Annotated in this window: 15 protein-coding genes; 10 read left to right on the top strand and 5 right to left on the bottom strand. The window is 61.2% G+C overall.

The features are described 5' to 3' along the window. The first annotated feature begins 423 nt into the window (after positions 1-423). From oscA to MA884_RS25110, 8 genes are all read left to right on the top strand, one after another. Entirely contained in the window at positions 424-606 is a 183-nt protein-coding gene (oscA, locus tag MA884_RS25145) for a sulfur starvation response protein OscA (RefSeq protein WP_256233050.1), read from the top strand. Positions 607-737: 131 nt separating this feature from the next. Then, on the top strand, positions 738-1,751 hold the full coding sequence (locus MA884_RS25140; RefSeq protein WP_256233049.1) for a sulfate ABC transporter substrate-binding protein: 1,014 nt from the start codon (positions 738-740) through the stop codon (positions 1,749-1,751). Between the two features lie 132 nt (positions 1,752-1,883). Beyond that, positions 1,884-2,702: a sulfate ABC transporter permease subunit CysT gene (gene cysT / locus MA884_RS25135; protein WP_256233048.1), complete on the top strand. Its 819-nt coding sequence runs from the start codon at positions 1,884-1,886 to the stop codon at positions 2,700-2,702. A gap of 12 nt (positions 2,703-2,714) precedes the next feature. Next, on the top strand, positions 2,715-3,584 hold the full coding sequence (gene cysW, locus MA884_RS25130; RefSeq protein WP_256233047.1) for a sulfate ABC transporter permease subunit CysW: 870 nt from the start codon (positions 2,715-2,717) through the stop codon (positions 3,582-3,584). Positions 3,585-3,587: 3 nt separating this feature from the next. Then, positions 3,588-4,577, top strand: coding sequence for a sulfate/molybdate ABC transporter ATP-binding protein (locus tag MA884_RS25125; protein ID WP_256233046.1), 990 nt, complete (start codon positions 3,588-3,590; stop codon positions 4,575-4,577). Positions 4,578-4,999: 422 nt separating this feature from the next. Continuing rightward, entirely contained in the window at positions 5,000-6,364 is a 1,365-nt protein-coding gene (locus tag MA884_RS25120) for a cytochrome C (protein WP_256233045.1), read from the top strand. Next, positions 6,361-6,876: a sorbitol dehydrogenase gene (locus MA884_RS25115; RefSeq protein WP_256233044.1), complete on the top strand. Its 516-nt coding sequence runs from the start codon at positions 6,361-6,363 to the stop codon at positions 6,874-6,876. The genes MA884_RS25120 and MA884_RS25115 overlap by 4 nt, the downstream gene beginning before the upstream one ends. After that, positions 6,873-9,083, top strand: coding sequence for a GMC family oxidoreductase (locus MA884_RS25110; protein WP_256233043.1), 2,211 nt, complete (start codon positions 6,873-6,875; stop codon positions 9,081-9,083). The genes MA884_RS25115 and MA884_RS25110 overlap by 4 nt, the downstream gene beginning before the upstream one ends. Before the next feature lie 132 nt (positions 9,084-9,215). On the opposite strand, the gene MA884_RS25105 is transcribed toward MA884_RS25110, so the two are convergent. Beyond that, entirely contained in the window at positions 9,216-9,740 is a 525-nt protein-coding gene (locus tag MA884_RS25105; protein ID WP_256233042.1) for a DUF962 domain-containing protein, read from the bottom strand. Positions 9,741-9,827: 87 nt separating this feature from the next. On the opposite strand from MA884_RS25105, the gene MA884_RS25100 reads away from it, so the two are divergent. Continuing rightward, positions 9,828-10,514, top strand: coding sequence for a Crp/Fnr family transcriptional regulator (locus MA884_RS25100; RefSeq protein ID WP_256233041.1), 687 nt, complete (start codon positions 9,828-9,830; stop codon positions 10,512-10,514). Positions 10,515-10,694: 180 nt separating this feature from the next. Here the strand turns inward: MA884_RS25100 and MA884_RS25095 are convergent, their stop codons facing one another. Beyond that, complete coding sequence (locus MA884_RS25095; protein WP_256233040.1) at positions 10,695-11,699, bottom strand: AraC family transcriptional regulator; 1,005 nt, start codon at positions 11,697-11,699, stop codon at positions 10,695-10,697. Positions 11,700-11,799: 100 nt separating this feature from the next. On the opposite strand from MA884_RS25095, the gene MA884_RS25090 reads away from it, so the two are divergent. Then, positions 11,800-12,882 carry a fatty acid desaturase gene (locus MA884_RS25090; RefSeq protein WP_256233039.1) on the top strand — a complete coding sequence of 361 codons (1,083 nt, stop codon included), beginning with the start codon at positions 11,800-11,802 and terminating at the stop codon, positions 12,880-12,882. Between the two features lie 156 nt (positions 12,883-13,038). On the opposite strand, the gene MA884_RS25085 is transcribed toward MA884_RS25090, so the two are convergent. The 3 genes from MA884_RS25085 to MA884_RS25075 all read right to left on the bottom strand — a co-directional run bounded on the left by MA884_RS25085 (position 13,039) and on the right by MA884_RS25075 (position 17,120). Beyond that, complete coding sequence (locus tag MA884_RS25085; RefSeq protein ID WP_256233038.1) at positions 13,039-15,543, bottom strand: TonB-dependent siderophore receptor; 2,505 nt, start codon at positions 15,541-15,543, stop codon at positions 13,039-13,041. Positions 15,544-15,628: 85 nt separating this feature from the next. Beyond that, entirely contained in the window at positions 15,629-16,630 is a 1,002-nt protein-coding gene (locus MA884_RS25080; protein ID WP_256233037.1) for a FecR domain-containing protein, read from the bottom strand. After that, positions 16,620-17,120, bottom strand: a complete 501-nt coding sequence (locus MA884_RS25075) for a sigma-70 family RNA polymerase sigma factor (RefSeq protein ID WP_256233036.1) — start codon at positions 17,118-17,120, stop codon at positions 16,620-16,622. Before MA884_RS25075 ends, MA884_RS25080 begins: the two co-directional genes overlap by 11 nt. Positions 17,121-17,128: the final 8 nt, after the last annotated feature.

The raw sequence follows: 17,128 nt of genomic DNA, 5'->3' as shown, positions 1-17,128 counted from the left end.
AACTGTACGTAGGTGTGCAAGACCGGTCCGGTACCGCCGGCAGACCCGAAGGTCTCCCACGCACAATTGCCATAACGGACGCGAGCATAAAAAAATGCTCGGTCAATAGCCATAACCAATTGCGTACCAGTCCGGACTTGCACGTCCGTGTCACCGTTTTTTGCGATGACGAACCAAGGTTAGCGGTGCAAAACCAGGGTGCCTAGTTCATGAACAGCCCGGCGTTTTGAAGGAAATACCCGAGGGTTTGGCAGGGGAAAAGCCTCCGATCCCACTGCCGTAGGACGTCGGCTACTTTCTGTGATTTTGGTTATATAAAAATTCTTAAATAGTCTTTTTAAGAATATCAACGCCTCTCTAGTATTGCTCCTACGCCGCAGGCAGTGCCGTCCATTGTCAGGCGATTCTTCAAGGAGCATCAGCATGAGCGCACCTCTACGGACCGTTGACGGCCAGGACCAAGCAACCCTCTTGCGCGAGATCCAGAGTGCCTTACGGGACCTGCGTTTTGGCGCGGTGGAAATCACGGTGCACAACGCCCAAGTGGTCCAGATCGAGCGCAAGGAAAAATTCCGGCTGCAGCAGCCGAGTCATAAGTCGTCTTGAAAAGCCAAAAAATCGCAGCCTTCGGCAGCTCCTACAGGGGAGCTTGGCGTAGGAGCTGCCGAAGGCTGCGATCTTTTCAGGGCCACAACGATTTCGAAGCCATAAAAACCAGAATTCCAGGAGCTTTCACCATGTCGTCCATTCGCCGTTATGCCCTGGCCGCCTTGGCCAGCGCTGTTTTTGCAGGGGCCGCTTTTGCCAAGGATTACGAGTTGCTCAACGTGTCCTACGACCCGACCCGTGAGCTTTATCAGGATTACAACGCCGAATTCGCCAGTTTCTGGAAGCAAGCGCACCCGGACGACAGCGTGAAGATCCAACAGTCCCACGGTGGCTCGGGCAAGCAAGGCCGGGCGGTGATCGATGGTTTGCGGGCCGACGTGGTGACCCTGGCCTTGGCCGGCGACATCGATGAAATCGCCAGGCTGGGCAGGTCCTTGCCGGTGGACTGGCAAAAGCGTCTTCCCGAGGCGAGCACGCCATACACCTCGACCATCGTGTTCCTGGTGCGCAAGGGCAATCCCAAGGGCATCAAGGACTGGGGGGACCTGATCAAGAATGACGTGTCGGTCATCACGCCGAACCCGAAGACTTCCGGTGGCGCTCGGTGGAACTTCCTCGCCGCCTGGGCCTATGGCCTCAAGGCCAACGGCGGTGACGAGGCCAAGGCCAAGGAGTATGTGCAAGCGCTGTTCAAGCATGTGCCAATCCTCGACACCGGCGCCCGTGGTTCGACCATTACCTTCGTCAACAACGGTCAGGGCGACGTACTGCTGGCCTGGGAAAACGAAGCTTTCCTGGCACTGAAGGAAGACGGGGGCGCCGACAAGTTCGACATCATCGTGCCGTCGCTGTCGATCCTCGCCGAACCGCCGGTGGCGGTGGTGGACAAGAACGCCGGGAAAAAGGGCAACGCCGAGATCGCCGAAGCCTACCTCAAACACTTGTACAGCCCGGCTGGGCAAGAAATCGCGGCGAAAAACTTTTATCGCCCACGGGACAAAGACGTTGCCGCCAAGTATTCCCGGCAGTTCCCGGAACTGGAACTGGTGACCATCGACAAGGACTTCGGTGGCTGGAAAACCGCCCAGCCGAAGTTCTTCAACGATGGCGGCGTGTTCGATCAGATTTATCAGGCGCAGTGAGCTGGACGGGCCTGAATGAGCTGATTACAGGCTAAAGCCGGACACTGAATCTGTGGCAAGGGGGGGTTGTGGGGCAAGCCATGCTCCCACCCGGTTTTTGCTCCCACAGTGTGTTCTCAACCAAGGACTTTTATGTCGCGTCGCATCTCACCGGTCATACCCGGCTTCGGGCTGACGCTGGGCTACACCCTGGTGTACCTCAGTCTGATTGTGCTCATACCGCTGGCGGCGATGTTCGTGCATGCCGCCCAGCTCACCTGGGCACAGTTTTGGGCAATCATCTCGGCACCACGGGTGCTCGCGGCCCTGCAGCTCAGCTTCGGAACCGCGCTGTGCGCCGCGATCATCAACGGCATGATCGGCACCCTGCTGGCCTGGGTGCTGGTGCGTTACACCTTCCCCGGTCGCAAGATCATCGATGCGATGATCGACCTGCCGTTCGCCCTGCCCACCGCCGTGGCGGGCATCGCGCTGACGGCGTTGTATGCGCCGACAGGCCTGGTGGGCCAGTTTGCCGCCGACCTGGGTTTCAAGATCGCCTACACCCCACTGGGCATTACCCTGGCGCTGACTTTCGTAACGCTGCCATTCGTGATGCGCACGATGCAACCGGTGCTGGCCGATATTCCCCGTGAAGTCGAAGAAGCCGCGGCCTGCCTCGGCGCCCGGCCATGGCAAGTGGTTCGTCACATCCTGGTGCCGGCGTTGCTGCCGGCCTGGCTGACCGGTTTCGCCCTGGCGTTTGCCCGTGGCGTGGGCGAGTACGGTTCGGTGATTTTCATCGCCGGCAACATGCCGATGAAAACCGAGATCCTGCCGCTGCTGATCATGGTCAAGCTCGACCAATACGACTACACCGGCGCCACTTCCATCGGCGTGCTGATGCTGGTGGTTTCCTTTGTCCTGTTGCTGCTGATCAACCTGCTGCAGCGGCGCATCGAAACCCCATAAGGAGGCACGAAGATGTCCCAATCGTCTATTTATGCGGCCTCCACCAACGCCGCCCGCCGTGGCAGTGCGGCGTCGCGGCGAGTCCTGCTTGGCCTTGGCTGGTTGATCTTTGCGCTGTTCCTGCTGCTGCCGCTGTTCATTGTGGTCTCCCAGGGACTGAAGCTGGGTGTGGGGGCGTTCTTTGCCGCGATCTTCGAACCCGACGCCCTGTCGGCGCTCAAGCTCACGGTGATCGCGGTGCTGATCTCGGTGCCGCTGAACCTGGTGTTCGGGGTCAGCGCCGCGTGGTGCGTGAGCAAGTATTCGTTTCGTGGCAAAAGCCTGCTGGTGACCTTGATCGACCTGCCGTTCTCGGTCTCCCCGGTGATCGCAGGCCTGGTCTATGTGCTGATGTTCGGCGCCCAGGGGGTGTTCGGGCCGTGGCTTTCGGATCACGACATCCAGATTGTGTTTGCGCTACCGGGCATCGTCCTGGCGACGATTTTTGTCACCGTGCCGTTCGTGGCCCGCGAATTGATCCCGCTGATGCAGGAGCAAGGCACCCAGGAAGAGGAAGCCGCGCGCCTGCTGGGCGCCAATGGCTGGCAAATGTTCTGGCATGTCACCGTGCCAAACATCAAGTGGGGCCTGATCTATGGCGTGGTGCTGTGTACGGCCCGGGCCATGGGCGAGTTCGGTGCGGTGTCGGTGGTGTCAGGGCATATCCGCGGGGTGACCAATACGCTGCCGTTGCACGTCGAGATCCTCTACAACGAATACAACCACGTGGCGGCGTTCGCCGTGGCGAGCCTGTTGCTGATCCTGGCGCTCTTGATCCTGCTGCTCAAGCAGTGGAGCGAAAACCGAACCAACCGTCTGCGCAACAGCAGCGCGGAGGAATAAGTCATGTCGATTGAAGCCCGCAACGTCAGCAAGAACTTCAACACCTTCAAGGCCCTGGACAACATCAACCTGGGCATCCAGAGCGGTGAGCTGGTGGCGCTGCTCGGCCCGTCGGGCTGCGGCAAGACCACGCTGCTGCGGATCATCGCCGGCCTTGAAACCCCGGACCAAGGCAACATCGTGTTTCACGGTGAGGACGTGTCCGGCCACGATGTGCGTGATCGCAACGTTGGTTTCGTGTTCCAGCACTACGCCTTGTTCCGTCACATGACCGTGTTCGACAACGTCGCCTTCGGCCTGCGCATGAAGCCCAGGAACCAGCGCCCGAACGAAAGCCAGATCGCAACCAAGGTCCACGAACTGTTGAACATGGTGCAACTGGACTGGCTTGCCGATCGCTATCCCGAACAGCTTTCCGGCGGCCAGCGCCAGCGCATTGCCCTGGCCCGGGCACTGGCAGTTGAGCCCAAGGTGTTGCTGCTGGACGAACCCTTTGGCGCGCTCGACGCCAAGGTTCGCAAGGAACTTCGGCGCTGGCTGGCGCGGTTGCACGAGGACATCAACCTGACCTCGGTGTTCGTGACTCACGATCAGGAAGAGGCGATGGAAGTCGCTGATCGGATCGTGGTGATGAACAAGGGTGTGATCGAGCAGATCGGCTCACCGGGCGATGTCTACGAAAACCCGGCCAGCGACTTTGTGTATCACTTCCTCGGCGACTCGAACCGCCTGCACGTGGGTGAGGATCGGCATGTGCTGTTCCGCCCCCATGAGGTCTCGCTGTCGCGTTCGGAATTGGAGGATCACCACGCCGCCGAGGTGCGCGACATCCGCCCGCTGGGCGCCACCACCCGGGTGACTTTGAAGGTTGAGGGCCAAAGCGAACTGATCGAAGCCGAGGTGGTGAAGGACCACGACAGCCTGGTGGGTCTGGCGAAGGGCGAGACGCTGTTCTTCAAGCCGAAGGTCTGGCAGAAGGTTGCGAACCTTTAAGATCAAAAGCATCGCGAGCAGGCTCGCTCCCACAGTGGAATGGGGTTGACCACAAGTCTGTGGGCAACCCCCAAAAACTGTGGGAGCGGGCTTGCTCGCGAAGGCGTAGACACATTCACCCTCGATGCAATCTGACCCGCCGCTTTCGCGAGCAAGCCCGCTCCCACAAGTGGATCGGTGTCGGCCACAACATCTGCGGCCCAGCCCCAGTCCCCTGTGGGAGCGAGCCTGCTCGCGATAGCGTCTCCAGTCACGACCCGGTCCCATTCTGAATAACAGCGCTTGTGTTTGCTTCGATCGGTTCTACTTTTGCACCTGTCCTTGAACCAAACCCTACCTAGACTCTGACTTGCCAGGAGGCTGTGAGAGTCCATGACGGACCGGTGTTATCTCCTGGCGCCCTGATGCCAAGGAGATAAAGCATGAGAATGGAAGTCAGTCGGCATGGCCCGTTTGGCTGTGCCTTGCTAAGCGTTTTATTGAGCCCATCCGTCAGCGCCACCCCCTCGTTGTCACCGCAGATACCCTTCGATGTCACGGTTACCGAGGAACATCCCACTCTGGTCAGCCTTCAGCGCGATTTCGATGACCTGTCATGGCAGACCTTCATTGCCCTGAACTGGCCGGCGCTGGACAACGGCCATCCCAATACCGGCACCCCCATTGGCAAGCAGGATGGGGCGACGGTGTGGGAAAGCTGGAAAGAGAGCTACCAGATCTTCCGGGCCAAGGGGCAGGCGCCGTTGGCCTGGGACGCACCGGCGACGCTTCCCGAAGCGTGCAAGTCGCTCAAGCCCGGCCGCCTGTTGCAGCAGATGGGTAAGGTGCCCGATGTGCTGGATGAGTTTATCCAGCCTTTCGAGAGCGGCCCGCTGGTGGATCAGAACGGTGCCTATACGCGCAACGAAATCGTGGTCAACCGATCGATGTTCGATTCAATTGTCGACAATGGCCTGTACAGCATCGAAGGCCAGCAGAAGTTTTTTGCTGCAAACCCGACCAACACCGTGGCTTTCAGCTGCGGCTCGGCCAAGACAAAGGACGTCGGCGCGGTGATGGTGAAAGCGTCGTGGAAAGTGCTGGGCACCCATGATCGCCCGCAGGATTTCCACACCGTCGATGCGCTGGTTTATACACCGGGAAACAGCGACCCGAGCAAAGGACCCATTGTCGGGGAGTCATGCAAGTCCGAACCGGTGGGCCTGGTGGGACTGCACATGGTTCACAAGACCGACAGCGCCGCGCAGTGGGTCTGGTCGACCTTTGAACATGTAAAAAACGTACCCGAAAAGACCACGCCCCCGGCCCAGCGGGTGGGACCTTATCTGTTCTACAACGCTGCCAGCCAAAGCGACATCAACCAGCCGCCGCCCCGGCCATGGAATCCGGCGGTCAAGGCGACACCCTCGCAGATCGTGCGTGAGATACCGCTGACCGAGGCCACCAAAACCCTGAACGCCACCTATCAAGCCCTGTTGCGTACAGTCAATCCGCAGAGTGTCTGGGCCAACTACCAACTGATCAGCACCCAGTGGCCGTCAGATCCACCCGACACCTGCCAGGTATCGGCCGCCAATCCGTTGGGCAATCCCGCGCCCTCGTTCCTGGCCAACGCCACGCTGGAAACCTACATCCAAGGCACCGTGCCCCAGGCGTCGTCCAGTTGCATGGCGTGCCATGGCAATGCGGCCACCCATGTCACCGAATCGCCGCGCACCAGCTTCGCGGATTTCACCTATTTGCTCGAACGCGCACAGTCCACCGGCGCGACAAGGAGTCAGCCATGAGCAGTGATCTGGACAAATTCGTGGGTCTTTCATCGGCCCTGACCGGCATTCCCGTGAACCGGTTGGCGCCGCAGATTGACCCGGTCGGTTTACCGCCGATATTTCTCGACTACGTGACCCCGCGCATTACCCCTGAGGTGCTCAATGCGTTGCTGGCCCAATACACCGCGCAGGCAGCGCAAAAGCTACACCCGGACCTGATCGCGCAGAAGGTGCTGGTGGGCACCGGGCCACAACCGGTGATCCCGCAAACCGTGCTGGCCGCGCGGTCGATCATGAAGTTGTGGTTGCTGGGCGTCTGGTACCAACCGTATGACGCCGGGAATTTCAAAGTGGGTGAGTCGACGGTGGTCTCAGACCAGGCCTACATCTACAGCTGGGCCTGGAAAATCGCCCAGGCTCATCCGATGGGCTACAGCGAATCTTTCTTCGGTTATTGGAACGCTGAGCCATCGAGCCTTGAGGACTTGACCGGCGTACCTGCCAACGGACAGCAAGGAGCCTTGTCATGAGTACCGAACAAGCCGAGGTGGTCATCGTTGGCGCAGGACTGGCCGGCAGCATCATTGCTTACCAATTGGGCATGGCCGGGGTGGATGTGCTGGTGCTTGAGTCCGGCCCCGAGATCCCGGCCAACCGCACGCAATACCTGGAGCGGTTCTACACAGCAACGCTTAAAACCCCGGAATCGCCTTACCCACCCGTGACGAGCCTGGACACCCCGCGTAATCCGGCCGAACAGAACGCCCCACGGGCGACCATTGCCGATCTGATCCTTGGCTGGGATAAGCCTCAGGTCAGCTATTTGGTGCAGAAAGGTCCGCTCCCCTTCACCAGTACCTATGAGCGCGTGGGTGGCGGGACGACCTGGCATTGGGTCGGGACATGCCTGCGCATGGTGCCGAACGATTTTCGCTTGAAGTCAAAATATGGTGTTGGGGTCGACTGGCCGATCAGCTACGACGATCTGCAAAGTGCCTATTGCCGGGCGGAGGCGGAAATCGGCGTGTCGGCCAATGTCGCCGACCAGGCGTATCTGGGCATGACGTTTCCCGAAGGCTATGAGTTTCCGATGCACAGCATCCCGCTGTCCCTGGTCGACGGCAGTTTTGTCACGGCCGTGACGGGGCAGTCTTTTGACGGTTTGCCGCTGGTCGTCAGCCCGACGCCGGCCGGGCGCAATTCCCAACCTTACGCCGGGCGCCGGGTGTGCGCCGGCAATACCAACTGCACACCGATCTGTCCGATCCAGGCCAAGTACGATGCCACCGTGACGATGAACAAGGCACTGGCCACCGGCAAGGTCCGGATACTGTACAAAACCGTGGCCAGCAAGGTGACTGTGGGGGCGGACAAAAACATCAATGGTGTGGAGTTCATCCAGTATCAGTTGGGTGACGGCCCGGCCACTGGCACTGGCGTGGCCGTCGGGCAGCGTTATGTGATCGCCGCCCATGCCATCGAAACGCCCAAGCTGTTGCTCAATTCCGTCAGCTCAGCCTGGCCCAAAGGCGTAGCCAACAGCAGCGGGCAGGTGGGGCGCAGCCTCGCCGACCACCCGATCTACCTGGCCTGGGGGCTGATGCCGGAAGGCAAGGCGGTATTTCCGTACCGTGGCCCTGTGTCCACGGCGGGTATCGAGAGCTTGCGTGACGGAGACTTTCGCAAGCAACGCGCGGCGTGGCGTATCGAAATTGGCAACGAGGGCTGGAACTGGCCGGCCACCGACCCATACAAAACCGTGGCTGACTTCATCGATGGCAGTAACGACGGTGGTGCCAATCCGTTGCCGCCGGCCAAAGAACCCCAGCAAGTGCTGTACGGGACAGCGCTGGTCCAGAAGCTCAACGACATATTCATCCGCCAGTTCCGGATCGGATTTCTGGTGGAGCAGGTCGAGGACGATCCTGATCACGCCAATTGCTACATCGTGCCGTCCACCGAGTACAAGGACCGGCTCGGCATTCCCCGGCCGGAAATTCACTATGACCTGTCCGATTACACCAAGGAGGGATTCCGGCAGGCGAAGTTGTTGGCAACTCACATCATCGAGGACTTGCTCGGCGCGGTGGAGCTGACCAAACCCCTTCCGCCCGGGTTGTTCACCTACCAAGGGGTGCCTTACAGCTTCCAGGGCGCCGGGCACCTGATGGGGACCTATCGCATGGGTGATGATCCGAACAAATCGGTGGTCGACAAATACCAACGCAGTTGGGATCACCAGAACCTGTTCCTGGTGGGCGATGGCGTCTTCCCCAGCACCGGGACCTCGAACCCGAGCCTGACCATCGCGGCGCTGTCGTTCCAGGCCGGGGACACGCTGGCGAATGACTTGCGGGCGGTGACGATGCAGGTCCAATCCAACATCGCGTGGCAGGGCACCGGCGTGCAGGTCAACGGCCTGGTACCGCGCCTGGTTCGCTACGTCAGCGGGCGATGGTGTGCCAGTCCGCAGGGCGGCAATGTCGATGGAAATGGCGGTTCGAGGCACATCGACTACAGCAGCTATGCCTTGCCCGGTGCCGCCGAAGGCGCCTTGATAGGTCGCGTGGGCAATGGTGGCAAGCCGTTTCTGGTGGGTGATCTGGGGCAGGTTCCGGGCGATCAGCAAGGGGAACTGCAACTGTGCATCAACGATGACCTGACCGGGCAGCACGGGTCTGGCTTGAAAGATAACACCGGCGCGCTGACGATTCGGGTCGAGTTCGGTGCGCTGTAAGGTTTGAGCGGTAATGGTCCAACTCCTGTGGGAGCGAGCTTGTGGGAGCAAGGCTTGCCCGCGATGCAAACACCTCGGTGTAACTGATAGACCGAGGCGATGCCATCGCGGGCAAGCCTTGCTTCCACAGATTCAGACGGCCGAGCGCTGGTTGCGCAAGGCTACGGGGCCGACGCGTTCCTCGATGGCCCGCTTCAGTTCGCCGCGAAGCCCCAGCAGGAAGCCCGCCTCCACCACCACGAACAGCGGCCCGACAATCAGCCCGGTGAGGTCATCGACGAACGCCGGTTTGCGGCCTTCGTAATAGTGACCGACGAACTGGATCACCCAGCCCAGCACAAACATTCCCAAGCCACTGCCCAGCCATACCAAGGTGCTTTGCGCGGCGAGCACCTGGCCCAGCCATAGCGCCAGGGCCAGCAGTACCGTCATCAGCACGCCCAGTCGCAGTTCCAGGCGCAGATAAAACCAGGCACTGGCTACCGCTACCAGCAGCGCCGGCGACACTAGCAGTGCGCCCGCCGGCCAACCCGGCCGTGACAGCAGCACGGCAACGGCGACGAAAATCAGCGGAATGCCGATGAAGTGCGTGGCGATGTTGCGTGGGTCGCGGTGGTAGGCGGCGTATTGACTGAGATGATCAACGAGGCTTTTCATTGTTGTTCCTCCTGAGGTGATGCCTGCATGATGCCCGGGTTCCATGAGGCGTTCTGTCAGTTAGCCGACACTTGTCCCGGAGTTTCCATGAATACGCATCCCTGGCACTCGCACCTGTTGGCCGGTCACTGGTACAGCCACTTGCCCGCTGAGTTACAGAATAGTCTGTTGGGCATGGCGCGGGTGCGCCGCCTGGTGCCGGGGCATCGGCTGTTCCAGCGCGGTGACCCGCCCTGCGGGATGTACGCCGTATTGGAAGGCGCGGTACGGATTGGCGCAGTGAACGAACAGGGCAAGGAAGCGCTGCTCAGCGTGGTGGAGGCGCCCCACTGGTTTGGTGAAATCTGTCTGTTCGATGGCCAGCCGCGCACCCATGACGCGGTGGGCGTTGGCCAGTGCACCTTGCTGCACTTGCCTCAGGCGCCGTTGATGGCGTTTCTGCAAGAGCATCCGGTCTATTGGCGAGATATCGCGCGGCTGATGAGCCACAAACTGCGCCTGACCTTCATTAATCTCGAACACCTGAGCCTGATGCCCGCCCCGATACGTGTTGCCCATCGCCTGCTGATGATCGCCGAAGGCTACGGCGAAATCGAACCGGCGCGGCGGGTCTTGCAACTGCCCCAGGAGCAACTGGCGCTCATGCTCTCACTGTCGCGCCAGACCACCAACCAGATCCTCAAGGACTTGCAGGGCCAGGGCATTGTGCGACTGGCTTACGGTGAGATTGAAATCTTGGATATCGAGCGGTTGCGGGCCCTGACCACAATCTGAGTCCGGCCCAGCATCTGTGGGAGCGGGCTTGCTCGCGAAAGCGGTGGGTCTGTTGGCTGTGATGTTGACTGTGCTGCCGTCTTCGCGAGCAAGCCCGCTCCCACAAGGTTTGTGTGCACCACAGATCAAATGTGGGAGCGAGCCTGCTCGCGATAGGGCCGGCCCAGGCAACGCAAACCCCTAGCGCAAACCCTCACGAAACTGCCCAGGCGTCATTCCGGTCCAGCGCTTGAACGCCCGGCTGAAGCTGCTGGCATCGGCAAAGCCCAGCAGATAACCGACTTCACTCAGTGAGCACTGCGGATCGCGCAGGTGCAGCAGCGCCAGGTTTTCCCGACATTCGTTAAGCAGCGCGTCGAAGCGGCAGCCTTCATCGGCCAAATGCCGTTGCAGGCTGCGCAGGCTCAGGTGCATGGCCTGGGCGATGCGCTCGGCGCTGGGTTCGCCTTCGGGCAGTTGGGCTTCGATAGCGGCCCGCACCTTGCGCTCCCAGGTCAGCGGCTGGAGCTGGGCGAGAGTACGCTTGAGTACCGTCTCGTTGTGTTCGGCCAGCTCCGGGTTGGCGTCGTCCAGGTGGCTGTCGAAATCGGCGAGGTTGAATTCCAGGCAATCTTGCCCGGCGCCGAAATACACAGGCGAACGAAACACTTTATGCCAGGGGCCGGGGTCCGTCGGTTCCGGGCGCCGCAAGTACACCGCCAGCGGTGCGTAATCGCGGCCCAGTCGGTTGCGACACGTGCGCACGTAAATCGCAGCGAATGCATCGATGGCTTCAAAGGCCGGCGTCGCCCGGCCCTGGGGCACGTCGAGCGTGAAGCGGTAACGGTCTTCGCAGCGGCTCAAGTGCAGTGTCAACGCATCGCTGACCACCGGGTGATAACGCACGATCCGCTCAAACACTTCTCGCAAGCTGCCGCTGGCCACCAGGGCGTAACCCAACGCGTGGAACGTGGTGGGACTGACGAAGCGCGAAACCCGCAGGCCGATCGCCGGATCGCCGCTGGCCTGCACGGCCAACTCCCACAGGCGCGTGGTGGCCGAGAGCGGATAACGGGCATTCGGGTCGTCCATCCATTGCGGATCGAGCCCGGCCTCCAGACACAGGGCATGGCTGTCCAGGCCCAACGCATCAAGCTGTTTGCGCAGGGCGCGGGTCCAACTGGCGAGGGAGGTGGGTTCAGTCATGGCGATTGGCGCTTGCGGTCAACAGGTTGGCGTTTACGGCTACCACCCTAGGGGGCATCGCCCGGCAGGATGAGCACATCGATAGAAGAGGATGTAAGCCATGCACGGCACTTGCGCAAGCCCCGAGCGATTGAATGCACAACAGCGATCGGCCCATATTCGCCAGGTGGTCCTGGCCCGGGGCGAGGAGTTGCGCCAGCGCTACCCGATCCTGCGCCACCAGGATGCGTTGGGCGCGGGCATCCTGGCGTTTGCTCTGGCCGGGATGGTCGGCTCGGGGCTGCTCTACATCAACGGTCACCTGGCCGGCTGGGCGTGCCTGCTGCTCAACGCTTTTTTCGCGTCCCTGACCCACGAGCTGGAACACGACCTGATCCACAGCATGTATTTTCGCAAGCAACGCGTACCTCACAACCTGATGATGGGCCTGGTGTGGCTGGCGCGGCCCAGCACCATCAACCCGTGGATCCGCCGCCACTTGCACCTCAATCATCACAAGGTGTCCGGCAGCGAGGCTGACATGGAAGAGCGGGCCATCACCAACGGCGAGCCCTGGGGGCTGGCGCGGCTGCTGATGGTGGGCGACAACGTGATGTCGGCGTTCATCCGCCTGCTGCGGGCAAAGACCTGGGCGCACAAGCGCAGCATCCTCAAGCGCACGCTGAAGGTGTATTTCCCGCTGGCGCTGTTGCACTGGGGCGCGTGGTACGTGTTTCTCGGTTTCCATGGGGCCAACGCTGTCGCCTATCTGCTTGGTACGTCGATTGATTGGTCGGCGACCACGCTGGCAGTGATGCATGTGATCGATATCGCAGCGGTGGTGATCATCGGCCCGAACGTGCTGCGCACCTTTTGCCTGCATTTCATCAGCTCGAACATGCATTACTACGGCGACATTGAGCCGGGCAATGTCATCCAGCAAACCCAGGTGCTCAACCCGTGGTGGCTGTGGCCGTTGCAGGCGTTCTGCTTCAACTTCGGCAGCAGCCACGGGATCCATCATTTCGTGGTCAAGGAGCCGTTCTACATCCGCCAGATGACGGTGCCGGTGGCCCACAAAGTGATGCGCGAGATGGGCGTGCGGTTCAATGATTTCGGCACGTTTGGGCGGGCGAACCGGTTTGTGCGGGAAGAGGGTGCGGTGCGGGAGAAGGCTCCCGCCGGGCCTGCAGAAGCTGTGTAGGAGCTGACGAGTGCAACGAGGCTGCGATCTTTCCACAGCCAATTGAGTCCAGAGCGAAAGATCAAGATCAAAAGATCGCAGGCTTCGCCAGCTCCTACAGAGCCCAGCGGGAGCAAGCTCCCTCGCCACAGAGAATGAGTTACCACAGAGAGCGGGTCAGAACTGGTAACTCACCGTCGCCGCCACGTTGCGTTCTTCGCCCAGGTAGCAATAGCTCAGGCTGGCGCAGGAGGCGACGTAGGTTTCGTTGGTCAGGTTGTTTGCGTTCAGGCGCACGTCCACGCCTTTCAAGCCGACCTTGCCCAGGTCATACCCCACCGACGCATCGAACAACGTATAGGACGGCACCTTCATGGTGTTTTCCGCATCGGCCCAGCTGTAGCCGACATAACGTACGCCACCGCCCAGTCGCAGGCCATCGAGCGCGCCGCTGTCGAACTTGTAGTCCGCCCACACCGAAGCCATGTGGCGTGGGGCCTGGGTCGGTGAGTTGCCCTTGTTTTCGATGATGTCGGTGGCGGTGCTCAACGTGCTGATCATCGATTTCGAATACTCGATATCGGTGAAGGTGTAGCTGCCCAGCACTTTGAGCTGCTCGGTCAGTTGCAGGTGCGCTTCCAGTTCCAGGCCTTGGGAGCGAACGGCACCGACGGCGCGGTAGAAGTTTTCCTGGGGCAGTTTGGTCGCCAGGTTCTCTTGGTCGATGCGAAACAGCGAGGCGGTGTACAGATCATCCGTGCCCGGCGGCTGATACTTCAGGCCCAGCTCCCATTGCTTGCCATCGGTCGGCGGCAGCGGGTTGCCGGCGCTGTCGGCGTAGGAGTTGGGGTTGAACGACTCGGAGTAGCTGATGTATGGCGCCAGGCCGTTGTCAAACAGGTACAGCGCGCCGGCGCGGCCAGTGAGCTTGCTGCGCTTGTCGTTGATCTCGGTGCCTTCCGGGCGGCCGAACTCAGCGATGCGGTTTTCATCCGAGGTTTGCACCCAGTCCTGACGCAGGCCCAGGGAGAAACGCCATTTATCCATCTCGATCAGGTCTTGCAGGTAGACGCCGGTCTGCTCCAGGCGCCGCAGGTAGCTGGTGGGGCTGAAGTAGGTGATGGCCGAGTTGCCATAAACCGGATCGAAGGCGTTGATCGGGGCCAGGCTGCCGCTGGTCCAGTCCACCACGGTTTTGCGCCGCTGATAGTCAGCGCCCATTAGCACGGTGTGCTTAGTCGCCCCAGTGAAGAATTCAGCCTGCAGCATGTTGTCGACGATGAACGAATGCAGTTTTTCTTCGGCACCGGTGTAGTAGCGGTTCAACTCGTTGCTGGTCGGCGTGGTCCAGCCGTAGGCGTAGACCTGATCATTGGTGACCTGGGAGTCCAGGTAACGGAAGTTCTGGCGGGCGGTGAAGACATCGTTGAAGCGGTGTTCGAACTGGTAGCCGAACGACTGCTGATCACGCTCATAACCATCGACGCCCGGCTCGCCTTCGAAGAAGTTTTCCGAGATACGCTTGCCGTTGTGCTGATGCAAGGTGCCGTCGGCCGGCATGCCGCCGTGATAACCACCGTCGGGGTCGTGCTGCAGATAGGCCTGAAGTGTCAGCGATGTGTCTTCGGTAAAGTCGATGCTCAGCGTGGGGGCGAGGGCAAAGCGCTTTTCCTTGTTGTGGTCGAACTGCGTGTCGGACGTATCCGCCAGGCCCACCAGGCGATAGGCGATGCGTTTGTCATCATCCACCGGTCCTGTGAAGTCGAAGCCCGTGCCGCGTTGGCCTTGGGTGCCGACCGTGGCCTGGATCTGGTGATAGGCCTCGTACAGCGGCTTTTTGCTGGTGAGCGCCACCAGGCCACCGGGGGAGCTGCGACCATAGAGCACCGAGGACGGGCCTTTGAGAATGTCGACCCGCTCCAGGAAGTACGGATCGACTTGCATGGAGCTGTAGGTGCCGCTGTCGCCCATGGACTTGAGGCCGTCGAGGTAAATGTTGTCCACCGAGCCATCGTTGAAGCCGCGCATCGCCACGTAGTCGTAGCGATGCGTCGCGCCGTAGGGGTTGGTCAACACGCCTGGGGTGTAGCGCATGGTCTGGGACACGGTTTGCGCGCCTTGGTCGTCCATTTGCTCGCGGGTCACCACGGAAACGCTTTGCGAGGTTTCCCGCAGGGCGGTACTGGTCTTGGTGGCGATCTGGCTGTGGGTGGCGTTGTAGCCCTCCATGCTGCCCAAGGCGTTACCCAGGGCAAACCCCTTGATGTCGGTGGTCGGCAGCGCCAAAGTGCCGCCCGAAGCCTCGGTTTGCAGCACATAGCTGCTGCCATCCTGGCTGACGGCGGTCAGGCCCGAACCGCTGAGCAGGTGGCTCAGCGCCTGGTCCGCCGAATACTCGCCGTGCAGTCCCGGGGACTGGACCCCGCTTGTTTGCTGCGGGGTGCTTGCCAGGGTGATACCCGCCTGGCGGGCGAACTGGTTCAGCACGTCGCTCAGTGGGCCGGCGGCAATGTTGTAGCTCTGGCGCGCGGTGGTGACACCGTCTTGCGCCGCGACGGCGAACATCGGTACGGCGCCCGCACCCAACACCGTGCAGAACAGTGCCGCGCGGATGGCATGGCGCAACAGGCCTGTTTGCGTGGAGCAGCCAAAGGGGGGCTTGAGGTTTACGCGCTCAGTCATTGTGGGTTTCCGTTGGAGTCGCTAAGGGCAGATAAGCGTTGCTTACTGTCCTAGCCGGACTTGCGCGCAAAACCCGCCAAAAAAATCAGACCGATTCTTGCACCGTGACCCACCAGCGGGTTCGATAGTGTAATTGCACGGGGAGCGTGCGCGGCAGCACAGCCAGCAACTTGTCGGTGTCTTCCAGGCGGAAAACGCCTGACAAACGCAGGTCTGCAATCGACGCGGCGCATTTCAGATAGCCCTGGCGATAACGTCCCACCTCGTTGAGGAAGTCCTCCAGGCGCATGTTGCGCGTGACGATCAACCCATCCGCCCAGGCGCCGACGTCCATATCCAGAGGCGGCACCAGGGTCGCTGTCGATGAGCTGAGCAGATAACTCTGCCCGGCGCTCACCTGTAGCGCGGCACCATCGGCACCTCGGTGCGAACGGATCGCGACCCTGCCACGGGTGACGCTCAGGCGTGTGCAGGCATCGTCCTGTCGCACCACGAAGCGCCCGTCCAACCCTTCGAACAGGCCATGTCGGCTACGCACTAACAGCGCCCGCTCCGGATCGTGACCGCAGGTGAGCATGATCTCACCCCGCGTCAGGCTGATCAGGCGATGCTCGGTCGTGTAGTCCAGGTCGGCCGCGCTGTCAGTGTTCAGTTCTAGTCGCGTACCGTCCGGCAACTGGAAGCCTCGGTGTTCACCGGTGGCAGTGGTGAAATCCGTGTTCCACGGCTGCCAGTCCAGATCCTTGCCCAGCCAGGCGGCGGAGCCTAGCAGCGCCACCCCCGACAACAGTTTCAAGGCCTGACGCCGGCCGAGTCGCTGGGCGCTATTTTCCAGGGTGTCGAGAGCGACGTGGGTGCCGGGGACCGCCCTCAGGTTCGAGGTCAATTCACTGTGCAGCGATTGCACCCGCTGCCAGGCCAGTTCGTGTTCGTGATGGGCGGCGCGCCAGACCTCGCATTGTTGGCGCAAGGCCGGATTGGCAGCATGGTTGCGCAGGCGCAGCACCCAGTTGATCGCTTGCCTGACCACCTGTTGTGACGGGCCGCTGCGCCGATTCAACACGTTATCCACAGGCTCAGCTTTCATAACGCAACACATAGCAGTGATACAGCGCATCGGCGACGTAACGCTCCACCGAGCGCAAGGAAATGCCCATCTGTTCGGCAATCTGCTTGTACGGCAGGCCTTCGCACTGGGCCAGCAGAAATGCCCTGCGCACTTTCGGCTTCAGGCCTTCCAGCATTCTGGCGATGGCTTCCAGCAACTCCAGGATCAAGGCCTGGGCTTCGGCCTCGGGGGCTTGGGCTGGCGGCAGGTGGGCGATGGTTTCGAGGTAGGCGCGTTCGATTTCTTCCCGGCGCCAATGATCGATCACCAGGCCTTGGGCGATGGTGCGTAGAAAGGCGCGGGGCGACTTGAGCTCCAGGCGTTCGGTGCGTTGTAGCAGGCGCACGAAGGTGTCCTGGGCCAGGTCCGCTGCGTCGGCAGCATTGCCCAAGCGGCTGCGCAGCCAAGTGTGAAGCCAGCCGTGATGGTTGCTGTAGAGCGCCTGTACTGCAAACTCGGGAGATGACATGAACGCGA

It is taken from the genome of Pseudomonas sp. Q11, from assembly GCF_024494355.1.
GTDB classification, from domain to species: Bacteria; Pseudomonadota; Gammaproteobacteria; order Pseudomonadales; family Pseudomonadaceae; genus Aquipseudomonas; species Aquipseudomonas hefeiensis.
This window is presented reverse-complemented; position numbering and strand designations above follow the sequence as displayed.